Below are 15,921 nucleotides of genomic sequence, written 5' to 3'. Positions count from 1 at the left end.
GAAACTAGACCACAAGCCCTCGAAGTTCCGGTACGCCGCTTCTCCGTTTCTGAGCGGCTGATGCAGCTTTCCGGCCGATCCTACGATGTCTACCAGGACCTCTTTTTATCCCATGCCCGAAACGCAATCCGCCGGGTGCTTGGCAAGGGCCGGGGGCTATTCTTCTCTCTCCCAGCGGAGGCGGAAGATCTGGTCTATGAGTACCTGAAACGGAATTACAGCAACCCCTATATGAACTGGGAACAAAGTCAGGAGCAAAAACAGCTTGAAGCCCTGGGCTTTTCACTTTCTAAAATCGAAGCGGTTATTGATGAGTGTTATAAAATAATGGAAAAATAAGCCAACACCCTTACATCGGGATCCGGCCGCGGAAACTCCGGGAAAGGGTGAGCCGATCCGCATATTCCAGGTCGCCCCCAACCGGGAGCCCCGAAGCCAGCCGTGAAACCTGTACCCCGGTTTCTTTTAAAATTTTGTGTAAATACAGGGCCGTAGTATCCCCTTCGACGGTGGGGTTTAATGCCAGGATGATCTCCCTAATGCCTCCCCTGCGGATCCGGTTCATGAGCTGACCTATGGCCAGTTTGTCCGGACCGATGCCGTCCAGGGGCGCTATAAGCCCCCCAAGCACATGGTAGCGGCCGTGGAATTCATGGCCCTCTTCGATTACCCGCACATCCTGGGCCCGTTCCACCACACAGAGTACACTCTGGTCTCTTCCGGGATCCTGGCAGATTGGGCAGGGGTCCGATTCGGTAAAACTGCCACATACGGAACAGCGCCTGATATGATCGTGCAGGCTCTGCAGTTCCTCCGCCAGCTGCCGGGCATAGCTGGGGTCCGCATCAAGAATAAAATAGGCTAGCCTCCCGGCGGTTTTTTTCCCGATACCCGGTAATTTGGTGAGGAGGCCTACCAGCCGATCGATAGCGTTCATTAAAAGCCCAGCATCCCCGGATTTATGCCCATACTTCCCGCCATGGCACCATATTCGCTCTGTAAGGTTTCTTTTACCTTTTCCATTGCATCGGTAAAGGCCGCTTTAATGAGATCCTGTAGAAGGGGAATATCGTCGGCATTCACCGCTTCGGGAGCAAGCCGGACCGCCAGGACTTCCATGCGGCCGTTCATATCAATCTGGGCCATTCCACCACCGGCCGAACCGGTAACCACAATGGTTCCGAGGCGCTGCTGCATGGCTGCCATCTGTTCCTGTATTTTCTGAGCGTTTTTTAGTATTTCAAAGGGATTCATATCCATCAACTCCTCTCCTATTTTATCCGTACAATGGTGCCCCGAAAGAGCTTCCGAACGGTTTCCACCGCAGGGGGAATCTGGTTGTCGACTCCCGGTTCTCCCCCTGCTAAATCCTTCGGTTCCACCATAGTAATTGCAATCTGTAAATGGGTGTAACCCATCTGGTGCAAGGCTCCGCTGATACTATGCTTTTCTTTTTGCAGCAAGTCCGCACTTAGCCTGTCTCTGGCTGGAATAATTAGGGAAGGCCCTTCAGGATTATCCAGTTCTAATCGCCAATCCGCGGTTTTTTCCAGGCCCGAAGCAAGCATGCCCCGTTCTTTCTTTAACAGGTTGATGAGCTCCTGCCGCAGCTCGGATATCTGGTCTGGTTCAAGATGCCGACCTTTGGGTGCCCCTTGAGCCTGAGCTTCAGTCTGTTCCGTAAGTGACGCTGGTACCGCCGGTTCCGCCGGTGCTATCGCTTCAGCCGGTGCCGGTGCTACGACCGGTGCTATCCTTGCCGCCGAAGCTGCCGGTGCCATCTGTGCAGCTGTTACCACCGGTGTCGCAGCCCCAGCTGTGCCCACCGCAGCTGTTGTATTCTCAACGTGGTTCCCAATCTTTGAACCCTGGTCAGGGAACCCGTTATAATCCCGCTGGCTCGCCCTGGCAGCAAGATATTGTTTAAAACCCTCGGTTAATGATGGAGCCTTTTCGATTCCCCCCTGTGATGCCCCTGTGGGTATCGGCTCCTGTAATCTGATATCGGTTTCTGGTGCCTTCCGGTCTGCGCTTGTCCGGGGCTGTGGGTCAAACGCAGCTGTCTGGAAGGCACCCCTATGAGGGTTTAGGATGCTGTTCCTCAGTATATCCACCTGTTCTTTTAATTCCGAGGGGGCAATCCAGCGGCGGAGCCAGCTGAGCCTGGAAATTGCCGTCTCAAGCTCAAACCGGGGAGATAGGGAATACCGGATATCCCGATACACATTCAGCAGTATGCTCAATGCCTGTTCTATCTGTTTGGAGTTTAATGATTCTACTACTATTGATGAAAACCGCTCGGCGCTGTAGCCCAGCAGGGCTTCCCGGTTGATACCCTGTTTGAGAAGCAGGATGCTGCGGAAGTATTCCGCCAGATCGATAACAAGCTGCTCTATGGCTACACCCTGCTCCAGGATTGTATCCAATTGCAGGAGAGCCTCCGCCGCCTGTTCCTGTACACAGGCCTCTGCCAGTCTATTGATAGCATCAAGTCCGACAAGGCCCAGCTTCTCCCGGATGAGTTCCGTGCGGATATGGCCTTCTGAAAAGGCTACCACCTGGTCAAAGAGGGTGTAGGCATCCCGGAGACTTCCGGTAGATTCCTTCGCTATCCAGAAAAGGGCCTCATCTTCAGCGGTGACTCCCAATTCTCGACATGCATCGGCCAGGATGTTTTTAATCGTATCGATGGGAATGAGCCGGAATGCAAACTGCTGGCAACGGCTTTTAATGGTTGCCGGCACTTTATGCAATTCGGTGGTGGCAAAAATAAAAACGATATAGGGCGGCGGTTCTTCGATTGTTTTAAGCAGGGCATTAAAGGCACTGTTCGAAAGCATGTGCACTTCATCGATGATATACACCTTGTAGCGGCCCGCATTCGGCGGAAACAGAACCTCATCCTTAATCTGGCGTACATCATTGACACTGGTATTGCTGGCCCCATCAATCTCGATAACATCCATGCTGGACCCGCGGGCAATTTCCACACAGTTGGTACAGACTCCGCAGGGGGTAGCAGTGGGGCCCTTTTCACAGTTCAGGGACCGGGCGAGAATACGGGCTGCGCTGGTCTTGCCGCAGCCCCGGGGGCCTGAAAAGAGGTACGCATGGGCAATCCGTCCTGTTTCGATGGAACTTTTCAGGGTGGCCACGACAAATTCCTGGCCTGCCATCTCATCGAACGTTTTGGGGCGTCTTCTTGTTGCGGTTACTTCATAAGCCATATCGTTCAGTATACATGGATTAGGGATGAAAAAAAACCCCGCCACCAGGATGGTCACGGCGCAAAAAGCAGCTACTTACCGTTGCTTCCTTCCGGACCTGGCGGGGTTGGGTAGTGCTTTTTCGCATGATTCCTGATGACGGGGAATACGGAGAGAGAGGGATTTGAACCCTCGGTACCCTTTAGGGGTACACACGACTTCCAATCGTGCACCTTCGGCCGCTCGGTCATCTCTCCAAATTATTAGTCCTCATTTTTTTACATTGATGCACCGTCGCCAGTACATCCCAGCGGAGAGAGAGGGATTCGGTCTCCAGTCATGTACATCCTGTACATTCCTTCCGACCCGTCTCCGCCTTCTGTCGGCGGCTTCCTGCCGCCTTTTCCTCCCGTTGGTCGGCGAGGGCTTATAAGGCTCATTTCATTTCGCCTTATTTGTTCGAATCCCTCGATTTCCTCGAAACGGGAACTTCAGCGGAGAGAGAGGGATTCGAACCCTCGGAACCCTTACGAGTTCAACGGTTTTCGAGACCGTCCGATTCAACCGCTCTCGCATCTCTCCAATAAGCCTGAGGCTGAGAGGATTCGAACCTCCGACCTTCAGATCCGCAATCTGAAGCTCTATCCAGCTGAGCTACAGCCTCATTTTGTGACAGAGGGATTAACCATCTGCCCGCTCTGTCGTAATGGCTGTACGCCACATTATTCGGAGCAGGGGGGATTCGGTCTCCAGCCTCGTACATCCTGTACGGGCCTTCCAACCCGCCTCCGCCTTCTGCCAGCAGCATCCTGCTGCCTTTTCCTCCCGTTGGTCGGCGAAGGCTTCAGTTCTCATCCCCATGAAGGTGGTTTTTGAAGCCCGCTTGTTCAACGGAACAGAAAATGGCTATACGCCACATTATTCGGAGCAGGGGGGATTCGAACCCCCGGAACCCTTTAGGGGTTCAACTCCTTAGCAGGGAGCCCGATTCGGCCACTCTCGCACCGCTCCAAGGGACCTGTTCTGGACAACGGAGCAGGGGGGATTCGGTTTACAGTCGCATACATCCTGTATGCTCCTTCCAACCCACCTACACCTTCTGTCGGTGGCTTCCTACCACCTTTTCCTCCCTCCGGTCGGCGAAGGTTTATAAGGCGCTGAATACGCCTTATTTTTCTCATCCCCCACCTATTCGAGTTGCTAAAGCTCGAAAACCATTGGTAGAAAAGCCGGCAGTCGCAAGGATCACCGGAGCAGGGGGGATTCGAACCCCCGGAACCTTCGCAGGCTCAACGGTTTTCAAGACCGCCTCCTTCAACCACTCGGACACCGCTCCAGAAAGGTGATTAACAATATCGTAAAACAGGATGCTCTGTCAAGGGCAGCCAATGGCTTGATATTTTCTTAAGTGACAATCTTTACATCCTCGTTTATGCTGTAGTGGATGAAAGCTAACCTGCATCTCCATTCCCGATTTTCCGATGGGACCGATTGGCCTGCCGAAGTAGCAGAACGGGCCTACCGGTCGGGTCTCCAGTGGATAGCCCTCACTGACCATGATACCCTCGGTGGAATTGATGAACTTAAGCGGGCTGCCCAAACATTGGGGCTTAAAAACACCGCCGCCGTTGAAATTGATTGCAGCGCTCCGGAAATTGGCTACCGGAGTGAACTATTAGCATATTTTCCTGAGGGGCAGTATGCTCATACGCAGGACTTGCTCGCTTCTCTTACTAAATACCGGCTCGAGTATGTACGTTCCGCGATCAAAAAGGCCCAGCGTCATTTTGTAAAGGCCCACCTTTCTTTTGATGACCTCTTAAACCATAAGCGGCAGGGGCGGCCTGAACTGGATGCAGAGGCCCTTTCTTTTAACAAGGTTGATCTTTTCCTGTACTTTAAAAACCACAACATCTTACCCCAGGATATTTCCTATCGTTCTTTTAAGAAAGCCTATTTGGAGACAGGGCTTCTTTCGGGAACACCTTACCAAAAGCCTTCTTGTGCGGATGTTATACGGAAAGTACATGCGGATGGGGGCATCGTGGTGCTGCCCCATATCGGCCATGAGTTTGATGACTCGGCAGAACAAATGAGGCAGGAACAGAAGCGGCTTAAAGAAATTCTGGATTATTTTAGCAGCTTAGGAGTCGATGGCCTTGAACTATATTGGTACCGGAACGGAGACACCGCGGAAATCAACAAAATGGTAGCAACGGAGGCTAAAAAGAGAAGCCTCCGTCTCAGTTATGGGTCCGACTGCCATGGCCCAAGTTCCGGAAAGGAAACCTTGGGCCTCTTTTGGGGGGAGATGAAGGGGCTGTAGGTTATTCTTTCCCAGAAGAATATACCGAAGAACCGCCGACAAAATATTTGGACAAGGTTAAAAACATAATGATTACTGGGATACTGGCAATAAGAGCAGCAGCCATCATTGCCCCTTCATCGGAAAGTTTCTCCTCAGCAAAGCTCACTATATAGGTTGGAATAGTTTTAAATTTCTTATCCTGGGCGATCATAAGGGGCCACAAAAGATTATCCCATTGCTGTCTGAATGTTAAAATAGCGAGACTTGCCACCGCAGGGCCGGAGTTTACCAGGACTATGCTGCGGAAAATTTTAGGTTCCGAACAACCATCGATACGAGCCGCATCTATAATGTCTTTGGGGAAGGTTTGGAGGTACTGCTTCATTAAAAACACCCCAAAGGCATTCATCATAAAAGGAATAATAAGGCCCTGGTAGCTATTTTGCAGACCCAGTTTAAGTGCAACCATATACATAGGGACCATAATCGTTTCAAAGGGGATCATCATGGTCATCATAATCGACATGAATACAATATTCTTACCCTTAAAATTAAACTTTGCGAGGCTGTATCCGGTAACAGAGGATAAAATCACCGTGGTGAATGCGACGGTTAGCGATACAAAAAGAGAATTTAAAATGTTTCTGATATAGGTAAAATTCCCATCATTTCCCGCCAAAGCCCTATAAAAATTGTTCCATGCAATACGGGAAGGAATCCAGCGATAAGGCATTCTGGTTATTTCAGCGGAAGGCATAAAAGATGCGGTAATCATAAATACCAGGGGTACCAAAATCACAAAGGCAAATAGAAGTAGGAAGATGCGTATTAAAATATCTATACTATTTTGAATACGATGTTTAGCAAAAACGCTGGCGATAGTTTTACTTGGCATGTTGGGCTCCTTAATAGGTGACTTCATCGCTGCGTGATATTTTGAGCTGGATGATGGTGAGAATCAGCATGGCTACAAATAAGAGTATGCTCATCACACTCGCTCTGCCCACGTTGTATTCCTTGAGGGCGGTGTTGTAAATATTTAAAGTGATGACATTAATAGGGGCTTTTGGTGCACCGCTTTGAGTAAAGAGAAACTGGGTCGAAAATGTTTTAAGACACTGGAGCATTGCCATAATAGAAACTAAGGCTGTAGTTGGTTTGAGCAGGGGAAGCGTGATTTTAAAGAAAGCCTGGGATCTGCTTGCTCCATCAATAGTAGCGGCTTCATAGATCACTGCAGGAATTTTGGTAATGCCAGTCACATAAAGTACGGTAAAGTATCCTATGTATTTCCAAAAATAAACTATCATGGTGGATAGCTGAACCATTTCACCGCTGGAAAGCCAGCGCATATCTACACCGCTTGTTTGTTTGATTGCATTGATAAATTGATTCGCAATGCCGGTGGGGGTAAAAATGAGCATCCAAATCAGGGCTGCGACCGCGGAGGAAAGTACTGCGGGTGAATAATATAAAAGCTGCCAGATTCTGAAATGTTTTCCCTGTATGGTAATAAGTATGGCTATGAGAAGACTCATCAGTACCAAGGGTATGAAGGTCCCGAGGGTAAAGGTTATAGTGGCCCTTACCGAATTCCAGAAATCGGGCGACTGGAGCACAAATATATAATTGTTTAAACCTGTAAAACGGGGCGGCAGGGGAGATATTAAATTCTTTTTAAAAAAGCTAAGGGTAAATGCATTGATGATCGGATAAAATGAAAAAACAGAAAAAAAGATAAGCGCCGGAATAACAAAATACCAGCCCCATCGAGCTTGAACTTGTTCCACCCCTTTCCGTTTTTTAACTTGCTTTTCTATGTTCATGGGTTGTTCCTCCGATTAGCAGCGAATAGGGCCGGCAGTCGAATCTGCCGGCTTACTGAAAGGTTTCCGTTTAAAGGTTTTTACTTAGCGATTTTCATCTACCAAAGCCTGTGTGTCCTTCTTAAGTTTGGCAACCGCAACAGCAGGATCTACCTTGTTCATCATAACATTTTCGATTGCTTCTTTAATGAGTTCGTTGACCCGCCAGCTGAAAGAAGAATGGTACACTACCTTGGCCCGTTTTAGATCGTTTGCAAAAACATTGCTGTAGGGCATACTCTTGAATACCTCTCCTTCAAATACTTTCTTGGTAGGCTGGGTGAGGGCTACCTTTTCCAGATACATATCCCCATGGCTCAGCATATAGCCAACGAATTTCCAGGCTTCAATCTGTTCATTTTCAGGAATCTTGGAATTGACCATATAGTACTGGAAATAGTAGGTGTTGCTGATATCCTTTCCTCCCTTAAAAACCGGATAAGGAATGACCATCCAGTCCTTGCTGTTGTAGAAATCTGGATTGGCGGTTTTCATGCGGGCTTCTTGATAGAGGCCGGAAAGGTGCATGGCGATTTCGTCACGGTCGTTGTCAAAGATTTTCCGGGCCACAGGGTAGGTGGGTCCGCCAAGATTTTTACCGTTGGGACCCCATTCCTGCATAAATTTCAATGCTTTAATCCATGCTTCGGTGTTTACAATCGCTTCTTTTCCATCATCACTGACTACCTTTCCGCCCAGCTGTTCAACCATGGGTACCCAGGAAATAAGGTAATCTCCGTATCGGAAATCAAAGCCCCGGCGGATTATAATGTCTCCGTTTCGTTTTACGATTTTTTCAGAAACTTTCATCACATCTTCCCATGTCTTGGGATAGTCCTTTTCTGGATCCAGCCCTGCATCTCGGAAGATTTTCTTGTTCAGATAAATGCAGTAGTTAACCATTTCAAGGGGGAGGCCATAAATTTTACCCTTTTTCCCAAACCATTTACCGTCCTTATCGGTAACCGGGTCGAGCATCCCTGGAAGATAGGAATCGATAAGGGCCTGTTCATTTTTAAAGCCCAGAGCCTGTACTGGGATAGGCGCTACCAGTCCTTGCATAAAGAGCGGATAGGCTTTCTGGAGTTCAAGGTTCCAAATACTGGGAGCATTCCCTGCAGCATAGGCAGATGAAATGAGATCCTGAATTTTTGTGGAAGGAAATACGCTGTATTTAATGGTAACATGGGGATTTTGAGCCATGTATTCCGCAGCAAATTGTTCCTCCATTTTTTGCCGGTTTGGATCTTCGTGGGTCCAAAGAGTTAATGTTACTGGTTTCTTTTGTGCGGTCGAGGCAGTATCCTGTGAGCCTGCTGCAAAGAGCAGCCCGGACAGGCATGAAAAGACAAGTGCAAGGCCTAGTAATTTCTTCATAAAAGGGTTCCTCCATCTCAAAAGGTTGTCGGTAAGCTGCGGCCAAAAGCCGTGTTTCTGTTTTACATGTTAAAATCGGTCTTTTAAGTTGGGAATGCTTAAAAGTACCGATTTTGGTACTGATTTTAGTACCGGTGTCATTGTTCCAAAAGGGGCTTTAGTTTTTGTATGAGCAAAGTACGATCTTTTACATTTAGTTTTTTATACAAAGATGAAATATGATTTTTTACTGTTTGTTCTGCGAGAAACATGGTGTTGGATATTTCATGGTTATCGAGTCCTTTTGCAAGCAATACCGCCACTTCTCGTTCTCTATAACTTAATTCGTGGTACCAGTCCGGATAACTTTTCATCAACCTTGGTTTTGCCTGGATTTTATCCGATGTCTGTGTCTGTGAAACCATTTGGGCAATAATTTTATTTGCAATAGTTTCTGACATGAGAACCGTTCCGGCCGCGACTGCCCGTATGGCGTTTACCAGTTTTTGGGGTTCAATATCTTTTAGGAGATAGCCGCAGGCCCCTTTAGCCAAAGCTTCATGAACATAATCGTCATTATCAAAGGTGGTAAGCATGATGATTTTGCTCTGAGGGTGAAGATTCCGGATATGTTCAACCGCGTGGACTCCATCAATTTTAGGCATGCGCACATCCAGAATGGTTATATCGGGTTGGAGCTCCCTGGCCATTCGAATTGCCTCTTCTCCGTCATAGGCAATACCGACCACTTCTATATCTTGATCCAGACTTTCAATTACCCGTTTGAGGCTTTGGATAAAGAGCACCTGGTCGTCTGCAAGCAGTATTCTGATGGTATTATGATTCATTGTTTCCCCCTTGCATGGGAATATGGGCCGTCAGTTTAAAACCGCCTGATATGGGACCGGCGGTAAATTGTCCGCCCAGAGCAGAGATGCTTTCCCTCATGCCCGCTAATCCGATACCTTCGTTGAATTGAGTAGTACCGCGGCCATTATCCATCATATCTATAATTAACATCCCTTCATGTATCCAAAGCGAGATCGTAATGCGGCTTGCCTTTCCGTGCCGCAGGGCGTTGGTCATCCCCTCCTGCAAAAGTCTGATGACTGTATTTTGTATGTTTTCATTTACGGGGTAAATAGCATTTCCAAAATCAATTTGAACTTGTACACCAGTAGCATTCTGGAATGAACTTGCTAATTTACGAATCGCATCCACTAAAGGGATTTTGGTTGTTTCAATCGACCTTAGGATTCTTAAAAATTGTCGTGTTTCTTCAAGTCCGCTTTGGCAATGTTGATCCGCTTGATCGAGCACATCCTTGACATGCGAATTTGCAGTTATATAGAGTTTTGCTTCCCGCAACAGCATGATTACGGTGGTAAGCGTATAACCGATAATGTCGTGAATCTCCTTGGTAATACGTTTTCGCTCCACTTCTCGGGATTGTTCTTCTATATACTTTGCATATTCCTGAAACCCAATATTTGCAGTAGTAAGCTGGGCAATTGTATTTTCCAGGTTCCCAATTTCGGTTTGCTGTTCTTTGATAGTCCTGATGGCGGCAGAAAGGGTAGTGGTAATAATGCCGACCGCACCGATTACAAAAATGCTTCCTAAACGTTCAGAATAATCAGGTTTAATAAGCCACAAATCCCAGGCTATTTCGGTACGAATCGATGCAAGGGTTGCAAAAATGGTTGCAGGAATCATTATCGCATTAAAAGGAAAGGGGATGCTGAAGCCGGAGGTAGCTGCTGCGGCAGCAAACAGGGAAAGACGGATGCCAATACGGCTCCCTTCGGGGGTGACCGCGATAACAATGGTAACTAAAAGTAACAAACCGGGAATCGCAGCAACAGGCCGCCCTGCAAGGGCTACGGTGAGTAGGGAAAATACAAAGGCCAGCGCAATGAGAAAATAAAACTGGGCATCCCATAAATCGGGAATCCCCTCTGGACGTCCATCGATGATATATTGAAAAAATGCAATATAAAAAAGGCTTATATTGATGAACAGACAGAGCGGTTTTATTTGTTTTACGATGTCCCAGCGATACATGTGGTAATAGTAGGCCATGGCCTATGAAAGGTCAACAAATTAATAAATATCGTCTTGACTTTATCGATAAAAAATTATATATAAAACACGTGAGGACTATATGACTGCAGCACAGCCGCATCGGATTGTTATTTGCATGGGAAGCTCCTGTTTTTCCCGGGGGAACAGCGTGAATGCCGAACTGGTACAGCGCCTGATTCAGGAAAAGAAAATTCGGGCGGAGCTTGCGGACGCGGAAGTAACGGGGACCCTCTGCGAAGGCTTCTGCAAAGATGGGCCCATTGTGATCATAGACGGTGAAATTCATCGGCATGTGAGCCCTATGGTACTGCAGGATCTTCTTGCTGCTATGGATCGGTAGATTATTATGGATGTCCTTAATCCAATTTATACAGAAAAAACCGTATGCCAGGACTGCTACAAATGTGTCCGGCACTGCACGGTTAAAGCAATACGGGTGGAAAACGGAAGAGCCGCGGTATTGAGGGATCTCTGCATTCTCTGCGGTCACTGTGTGGAAGTTTGTCCCGCGGGGGCCAAAAAGGTTCGCAACGATCTGGGACGGGCCCGGAAGCTCCTTGAATCGGGGAAACGGGTTATCGCATCCCTGGCGCCTTCTTTCGCATCCGAATTTCCCGGCATAGACCTGGATCGCATGGCCTCGGCATTGGTGCACCTCGGATTCTGGGCAGTTTCCGAAACCGCCTGGGGTGCGGACCTGGTCGCAAAGGAAGTGGCGCTTCAATTAAGTCAAGCCCAGGGGGGATCCATATTGATGAGCTCCGCCTGTCCTACGGTGGTGGATTTTATCGCCAAATACCGGCCTGCCTTTGCTGACAGGATAACGAGCCTTGCAAGCCCCCTTTTATCCCAGGCCAGGATGCTTCGCCGTCTGTATGGCGATGATTGTGCGGTTGTATTTATTGGTCCCTGTATTTCCAAAAAACAGGAGGCCGATGAACAGGGCCAGGATGTGGCGGTGGCCATCGATTTTGAAGACCTGCGGACCTGGCTCTCGGAAGCAAATATTCACCTCCCCCTGGTAAAAGCGTCTCCTGATGTTCGCATTATCCCCGAACGGGCCGGCAAAGGTGCCTTGTACCCCGTGGATGGAGGTATGATTGCGGCTATAAAAAGCTGGCAGGTTACCGAAGGGGTCCGGTTTATGTCCTTTTCCGGCATAGAGGAAATTGCCCGCGCTCTGGATGATGTAGAGGATGCATTAAGCAAGGGAAGGCTCAAGGAACCACTTTTCCTGGAGCTTCTTGCCTGTCCCGGGGGCTGCATTAACGGGCCCCGGTCAAAAAAACGTACCGGCACTATTAACAAACGGCTCTCCGTGCTGGACTACGGCCAGAACCGGTCGGCAGGGGATCTGGTGAAAACTTTGGAGGGCCATGGACCGGTTCTGGCGCAGCGGTGGACGGGCAGGGCCGTAGCGGCGGAAAGCTGCAGCGAACAGGAACTGGCGGAGGCCCTGCGGCGGACCGGCAAGTACAGCCGGGAAGATGAGCTTAACTGCGGCGGCTGCGGCTACGATACCTGCCGGGACTTTGCCCGGGCCATGCTGGCTGGCAGGGCGGAAGCGGATATGTGCGTGTCCTATATGCGCAAACTGGCGCAGAAAAAGGCTAACGGCCTTATCCGGGCAATTCCGAGCGGAGTAGTTATTGTGGATGCCCGGCTTGCCATTGTGGAGTGCAATTACAACTTTGCCCGTCTTTTAGGCGAAGAGGCCCTGCAGCTCTGGGAGGCTAAGCCGGGACTGGAAGGGGCGGCCCTGGAAAAACTCCTCCCCTTTTCCCGGTACTTTCAGGATGTGCTCAACGGGGCAGAGGCAATTGACCGGGACATACGATTTAACAACCGGATACTCCATGGGACCATTTTTGGGATTGAACGGGGGGCCTATGCCGGGGGCGTCTTCCAGGATGTTACCGATCCCTGGGTGCAGAAGGACCGTATTGTTTCCCAGGCCCGCAAAGTAATAACCCGAAACCTGGCGGTGGTACAAAAAATCGCCTTTCTGCTCGGCGAGAATGCGGCGGAAACCGAGGCAACCCTTAACTCAATTATCGAATCCTTTGAGCATACTGGCTCATCCCGCAGTGGCGGAGAGGTCCAGCCATGAATGGATCCAATTTTATCGAGGTTGCCCATTTTGCCCGTAAAAAACAGGGCCAGGGCGCCGAGGGTGACGTGTTCCTCTCACGGAAAACCGACGATGGCCGCATTATTTCAGTCCTTTCCGATGGACTCGGGTCGGGCATTAAGGCCGGAGTCCTGGCAACCCTGACCGCCACCATGGCTGCCCGCTTTGTGGCGGAGGACATTCCGCTCCGCAAGGCTGCCCGGATAATTATGAAGACCCTGCCGGTTTGCAAGGAGCGGGGCATCAGTTACGCAACCTTTACCCTGGCGGATATAGACAGCCAAAGCAGGGTAAAAATCATTGAATATGACAATCCGGCCTATCTCCTTTTTCGCGAGGCCGCTGAGCCGATCCTGCTTGAACCGCTCAAACACGATATTGCGGTCGACCGGCCTGGTTCACGGAGGCAGGGAGGGCAAGCCCCTTTAAGGAGTGGATCGGTGTCGCTCCTATCCCGGGCAGTTATGCACTACAGCGAATTTGAGGCTAAAAGCGGAGATCGGCTCGTGTTTTTTTCCGATGGGGTCTCCCAGTCTGGCATGGGAAGCCGCTCCTACCCCCTGGGCTGGGGGGTGCCCCGGGTCCAGTCCTATATTATGAAACTCCTCAGAGAAACGCCGGATATATCTGCCCGCAGGCTTGCCCAGGCTGTCGTACAGGAAGCGGAATCCCACGATGCGTATCAGCCAAAGGATGACATTACCTGCGCGGTCATTTATTTCCGTAAGCCCCGGCGGCTCCTTCTTATGTCGGGGCCTTCCATCGATCCGGGGCGGGATGCGGAAATGGCCCGGATGTTCCGGGATTTTCAAGGCTCTAAGATCCTTTGCGGCGGCACCACGGCGAGCATTGTTGCCCGTGAACTAGGACTATCCATCAAAGTGAACTTAAAAAATATAGACCCGGTCATTCCGCCCGCTTCCCTTATGGAGGGGGCAGATCTGGTTACCGAGGGAATCATCACCCTGGGCCGCGCAGCAGAACTTCTGGAAAATCCGGCGAGCCCTGACCGGCTCAAATCCAACCCTGCAACCCAGCTTGTGGAACTCTTATTAAACTCGGACTGTATCGAATTTGTGGTGGGTACAAAGATTAACGAAGCCCACCAGGATCCGTCCATGCCGGTTGAACTGGAAATACGCAGGAATATCATCAAACGTATAGCGGGATTGCTGGAAGAAAAGTATCTTAAGGAAATCCACATCCGTTTTATATAGAGGAGCATTCTATGAATGAGAAGGTTATTAAGGTTGTTGTCTGTTCAGGTACCGCCTGTTATGTCATGGGCGGCTCGGAGCTGCTGCTCTTGGATGATCATATCCCCGCCAAGTGGAAGGGCAATGTGGAACTGGAGGGGTCTCCCTGTCTTGGATACTGTAAGGATAAAAGCAATGGCAAGGCTCCCTTTGCCCTGGTGGATGGGGAAGTACTCTCTCAGGCTACCATTCCTGACATACTGCGAAAGATTGGAGAAAAATTAGGAGAACGCTAATGCACTATAATAACAATGCTGCCCTGGTTAAACGGGAGATCTTGATTTCCATTATTAAACTGATGCTGGAAGACCGGCTGGAAAAGGATATTGACCGGATCCCCTACGAAATGACCAGCGACCCGTCATACCAATCCATCCGGTGCTGTGTGTACCATGACCGGGAAATCTTAAAAAGCCGGATCCTCGCCCGGCTGGGCTTTTCTGTAGAGCAGTATGTTGATGATGGTACACCGCTTGCGGTCTATGCCCGGGAAGCTCTGGAACGAGATCGGATTACGGCGCCCATTCTGACGGTTCTGGATGAGGCCTGCAACGCCTGTGTTAAGACCCAATTCCTGGTGACCAACGCGTGCCAGGGCTGTCTTGCCCGGCCCTGTGTAATGAACTGTCCTAAAAAAGCAGTCAGCATGGTGGATGGGCACGCGGTTATTGATAAGGAAAAATGCGTAAACTGCGGCATTTGCCAGCAGGTCTGTCCCTACCATGCGATCATCAAAATACCTGTTCCCTGCGAGGAGGCCTGTCCGGTAGGTGCTATTACCAAGGATGCCAACGGAAAGGAACGGATCGATTACGATAAGTGTATTTTTTGCGGCAACTGTATGCGGGAATGTCCCTTCGGCGCCATGATGGACAAGTCCCAGATTATCGATGTACTCAAGGCTAAAAAACGGGGAGAAAAACTGGCAGCCCTCTTTGCACCTGCAGTGGCAGGCCAATTTAAGGCATCTCTGGGTAAGCTCGTTGCCGCCCTAGAGCGCTCTGGCTTTGATGCGGTTTACGAGGTTGCCCGGGGGGCGGATATTACCGCAGAAAAAGAAGCCCATGAGTTTGCCGAACGGATGGAAAAGGGAGAACCCTTTATGACCACGAGTTGCTGTCCTGCCTATGTGGAGGCGGTCCACAAGCACCTGCCATCTCTTAAAGAACGGGTTTCGGATACCAGGACCCCTATGCACTATACGGCAGAACTTGCGGCCCGGGAAAAACCGGATCATCTGCGGGTCTTTATCGGACCCTGTCTTGCAAAACGGAAAGAGGGGATGGATGACCCTCTGGTGGACTATGTGCTTTCGGTGGAAGAAATTGGTGCCCTTTTTGTAGCCATGGGGATCGATGTGGCGGAAATGGAAGAAAAGCCCCTTCCGGAAGAAGCCTTAGCCGGGGGACGCAGTTTTGCCTGGGCTGGAGGGGTGAGCAGCGCCGTGCAGGCCTATCTTCCCGCACATATTCCCTTTAAGGGCGAGGCTATCGACGGCCTCACGAAAGACAGTTTTAAGGTGCTCAAAGCCTGGGCAGAGGGCAAGCATACAGGTAACCTTTTGGAAGTTATGGCCTGCCAGGGGGGCTGTGTGGCTGGACCCTCGGTGATCACCAATCCTAAGGTCGCCACCATGCAGCTTAAAAAAATCGCAGAATCGAGCAAGACCGCTCATGTTCTTGCCCAGGAAACGGCAGCTCCCGCTCATTAAAAC

General features: G+C 49.9%; 14 protein-coding genes, 5 tRNA genes, 1 other RNA gene and 1 pseudogene. 7 read left to right on the top strand and 14 right to left on the bottom strand.

Going from position 1 to position 15,921, the window contains the following annotated elements:
• Window positions 1–339 (top strand): annotated as a pseudogene (locus Q7P68_RS05330) (hypothetical protein); the annotation flags it as partial.
• 10 nt (window positions 340–349) lie between these two features.
• Here Q7P68_RS05330 and recR read toward each other — a convergent pair.
• From recR to Q7P68_RS05285, 9 genes are all read right to left on the bottom strand, one after another.
• A complete protein-coding gene (recR, locus tag Q7P68_RS05325) occupies window positions 350–937 on the bottom strand; it encodes a recombination mediator RecR (RefSeq protein ID WP_304223710.1) in 588 nt (195 codons plus the stop codon).
• Window positions 937–1,254: a YbaB/EbfC family nucleoid-associated protein gene (locus Q7P68_RS05320; RefSeq protein ID WP_304223708.1), complete on the bottom strand. Its 318-nt coding sequence runs from the start codon at window positions 1,252–1,254 to the stop codon at window positions 937–939. Before Q7P68_RS05320 ends, recR begins: the two co-directional genes overlap by 1 nt.
• Before the next feature lie 17 nt (window positions 1,255–1,271).
• Entirely contained in the window at window positions 1,272–3,227 is a 1,956-nt protein-coding gene (dnaX, locus tag Q7P68_RS05315; protein ID WP_304223707.1) for a DNA polymerase III subunit gamma/tau, read from the bottom strand.
• 39 nt (window positions 3,228–3,266) lie between these two features.
• An RNA gene (gene ffs, locus Q7P68_RS05310) (signal recognition particle sRNA small type) lies at window positions 3,267–3,365 on the bottom strand.
• 10 nt (window positions 3,366–3,375) lie between these two features.
• Window positions 3,376–3,463: transfer RNA gene (locus Q7P68_RS05305), tRNA-Ser, on the bottom strand.
• A 238-nt stretch (window positions 3,464–3,701) separates the two neighbouring features.
• Window positions 3,702–3,788, bottom strand: a tRNA-Ser gene (locus Q7P68_RS05300).
• 8 nt (window positions 3,789–3,796) lie between these two features.
• Window positions 3,797–3,870, bottom strand: a tRNA-Arg gene (locus Q7P68_RS05295).
• A 259-nt stretch (window positions 3,871–4,129) separates the two neighbouring features.
• Window positions 4,130–4,217: transfer RNA gene (locus tag Q7P68_RS05290), tRNA-Ser, on the bottom strand.
• A 238-nt stretch (window positions 4,218–4,455) separates the two neighbouring features.
• Window positions 4,456–4,542, bottom strand: a tRNA-Ser gene (locus Q7P68_RS05285).
• A 108-nt stretch (window positions 4,543–4,650) separates the two neighbouring features.
• Between Q7P68_RS05285 and Q7P68_RS05280 the strand changes: the two genes are divergently transcribed.
• On the top strand, window positions 4,651–5,532 hold the full coding sequence (locus Q7P68_RS05280; protein ID WP_304223705.1) for a PHP domain-containing protein: 882 nt from the start codon (window positions 4,651–4,653) through the stop codon (window positions 5,530–5,532).
• Window position 5,533: 1 nt separating this feature from the next.
• Here the strand turns inward: Q7P68_RS05280 and Q7P68_RS05275 are convergent, their stop codons facing one another.
• The 5 genes from Q7P68_RS05275 to Q7P68_RS05255 all read right to left on the bottom strand — a co-directional run bounded on the left by Q7P68_RS05275 (window position 5,534) and on the right by Q7P68_RS05255 (window position 10,799).
• Window positions 5,534–6,409 (bottom strand): carbohydrate ABC transporter permease, encoded by an 876-nt coding sequence (locus tag Q7P68_RS05275; protein ID WP_304223703.1) that lies wholly within the window; start codon window positions 6,407–6,409, stop codon window positions 5,534–5,536.
• Between the two features lie 10 nt (window positions 6,410–6,419).
• The gene (locus tag Q7P68_RS05270) at window positions 6,420–7,340 is read right to left on the bottom strand and encodes a carbohydrate ABC transporter permease (RefSeq protein WP_304223702.1); all 921 of its coding nucleotides are present in this window, start codon (window positions 7,338–7,340) and stop codon (window positions 6,420–6,422) included.
• Window positions 7,341–7,424: 84 nt separating this feature from the next.
• A complete protein-coding gene (locus tag Q7P68_RS05265) occupies window positions 7,425–8,756 on the bottom strand; it encodes an ABC transporter substrate-binding protein (protein ID WP_304223701.1) in 1,332 nt (443 codons plus the stop codon).
• Between the two features lie 137 nt (window positions 8,757–8,893).
• On the bottom strand, window positions 8,894–9,583 hold the full coding sequence (locus Q7P68_RS05260; RefSeq protein WP_304223698.1) for a response regulator transcription factor: 690 nt from the start codon (window positions 9,581–9,583) through the stop codon (window positions 8,894–8,896).
• Window positions 9,573–10,799: a sensor histidine kinase gene (locus tag Q7P68_RS05255; protein ID WP_304223696.1), complete on the bottom strand. Its 1,227-nt coding sequence runs from the start codon at window positions 10,797–10,799 to the stop codon at window positions 9,573–9,575. Before Q7P68_RS05255 ends, Q7P68_RS05260 begins: the two co-directional genes overlap by 11 nt.
• Before the next feature lie 100 nt (window positions 10,800–10,899).
• Between Q7P68_RS05255 and Q7P68_RS05250 the strand changes: the two genes are divergently transcribed.
• The 5 genes from Q7P68_RS05250 to Q7P68_RS05230 are packed head-to-tail and all read left to right on the top strand — an operon-like array spanning window position 10,900 to window position 15,918.
• On the top strand, window positions 10,900–11,160 hold the full coding sequence (locus Q7P68_RS05250; protein ID WP_304223694.1) for a (2Fe-2S) ferredoxin domain-containing protein: 261 nt from the start codon (window positions 10,900–10,902) through the stop codon (window positions 11,158–11,160).
• 6 nt (window positions 11,161–11,166) lie between these two features.
• Window positions 11,167–12,930, top strand: a complete 1,764-nt coding sequence (locus Q7P68_RS05245) for a [Fe-Fe] hydrogenase large subunit C-terminal domain-containing protein (protein WP_304223691.1) — start codon at window positions 11,167–11,169, stop codon at window positions 12,928–12,930.
• The gene (locus Q7P68_RS05240) at window positions 12,927–14,168 is read left to right on the top strand and encodes a SpoIIE family protein phosphatase (RefSeq protein WP_304223689.1); all 1,242 of its coding nucleotides are present in this window, start codon (window positions 12,927–12,929) and stop codon (window positions 14,166–14,168) included. The genes Q7P68_RS05245 and Q7P68_RS05240 overlap by 4 nt, the downstream gene beginning before the upstream one ends.
• A gap of 11 nt (window positions 14,169–14,179) precedes the next feature.
• Window positions 14,180–14,443 (top strand): NADH-quinone oxidoreductase subunit NuoE family protein, encoded by a 264-nt coding sequence (locus Q7P68_RS05235; protein WP_304223687.1) that lies wholly within the window; start codon window positions 14,180–14,182, stop codon window positions 14,441–14,443.
• Complete coding sequence (locus Q7P68_RS05230; protein WP_304223684.1) at window positions 14,443–15,918, top strand: 4Fe-4S dicluster domain-containing protein; 1,476 nt, start codon at window positions 14,443–14,445, stop codon at window positions 15,916–15,918. Before Q7P68_RS05235 ends, Q7P68_RS05230 begins: the two co-directional genes overlap by 1 nt.
• The last annotated feature ends 3 nt before the right edge of the window (window positions 15,919–15,921 follow it).

It is taken from the genome of Gracilinema caldarium, assembly GCF_029265695.1.
Taxonomy (GTDB): domain Bacteria; phylum Spirochaetota; class Spirochaetia; order Treponematales; family Breznakiellaceae; genus Gracilinema; species Gracilinema caldarium_A.
The sequence above is the reverse complement of the archived record's forward strand: the minus strand, read 5'-3'. Positions and strand labels throughout refer to the sequence as shown.

Bases quoted from the DNA above. Each gene is read 5' to 3' on its own strand.
- Q7P68_RS05250 (WP_304223694.1), top strand. From the start codon at position 10,900: ATGACTGCAGCACAGCCGCATCGGATTGTTATTTGCATGGGAAGCTCC.
- Q7P68_RS05260 (WP_304223698.1), bottom strand. From the start codon at position 9,583: ATGAATCATAATACCATCAGAATACTGCTTGCAGACGACCAGGTGCTC.
- Q7P68_RS05275 (WP_304223703.1), bottom strand. From the start codon at position 6,409: ATGCCAAGTAAAACTATCGCCAGCGTTTTTGCTAAACATCGTATTCAA.
- Q7P68_RS05270 (WP_304223702.1), bottom strand. From the start codon at position 7,340: ATGAACATAGAAAAGCAAGTTAAAAAACGGAAAGGGGTGGAACAAGTT.
- Q7P68_RS05240 (WP_304223689.1), top strand. From the start codon at position 12,927: ATGAATGGATCCAATTTTATCGAGGTTGCCCATTTTGCCCGTAAAAAA.
- Q7P68_RS05320 (WP_304223708.1), bottom strand. From the start codon at position 1,254: ATGAATCCCTTTGAAATACTAAAAAACGCTCAGAAAATACAGGAACAG.
- Q7P68_RS05255 (WP_304223696.1), bottom strand. From the start codon at position 10,799: ATGTATCGCTGGGACATCGTAAAACAAATAAAACCGCTCTGTCTGTTC.
- Q7P68_RS05280 (WP_304223705.1), top strand. From the start codon at position 4,651: ATGAAAGCTAACCTGCATCTCCATTCCCGATTTTCCGATGGGACCGAT.
- recR (WP_304223710.1), bottom strand. From the start codon at position 937: ATGAACGCTATCGATCGGCTGGTAGGCCTCCTCACCAAATTACCGGGT.
- dnaX (WP_304223707.1), bottom strand. From the start codon at position 3,227: ATGGCTTATGAAGTAACCGCAACAAGAAGACGCCCCAAAACGTTCGAT.
- Q7P68_RS05230 (WP_304223684.1), top strand. From the start codon at position 14,443: ATGCACTATAATAACAATGCTGCCCTGGTTAAACGGGAGATCTTGATT.
- Q7P68_RS05265 (WP_304223701.1), bottom strand. From the start codon at position 8,756: ATGAAGAAATTACTAGGCCTTGCACTTGTCTTTTCATGCCTGTCCGGG.
- Q7P68_RS05235 (WP_304223687.1), top strand. From the start codon at position 14,180: ATGAATGAGAAGGTTATTAAGGTTGTTGTCTGTTCAGGTACCGCCTGT.
- Q7P68_RS05245 (WP_304223691.1), top strand. From the start codon at position 11,167: ATGGATGTCCTTAATCCAATTTATACAGAAAAAACCGTATGCCAGGAC.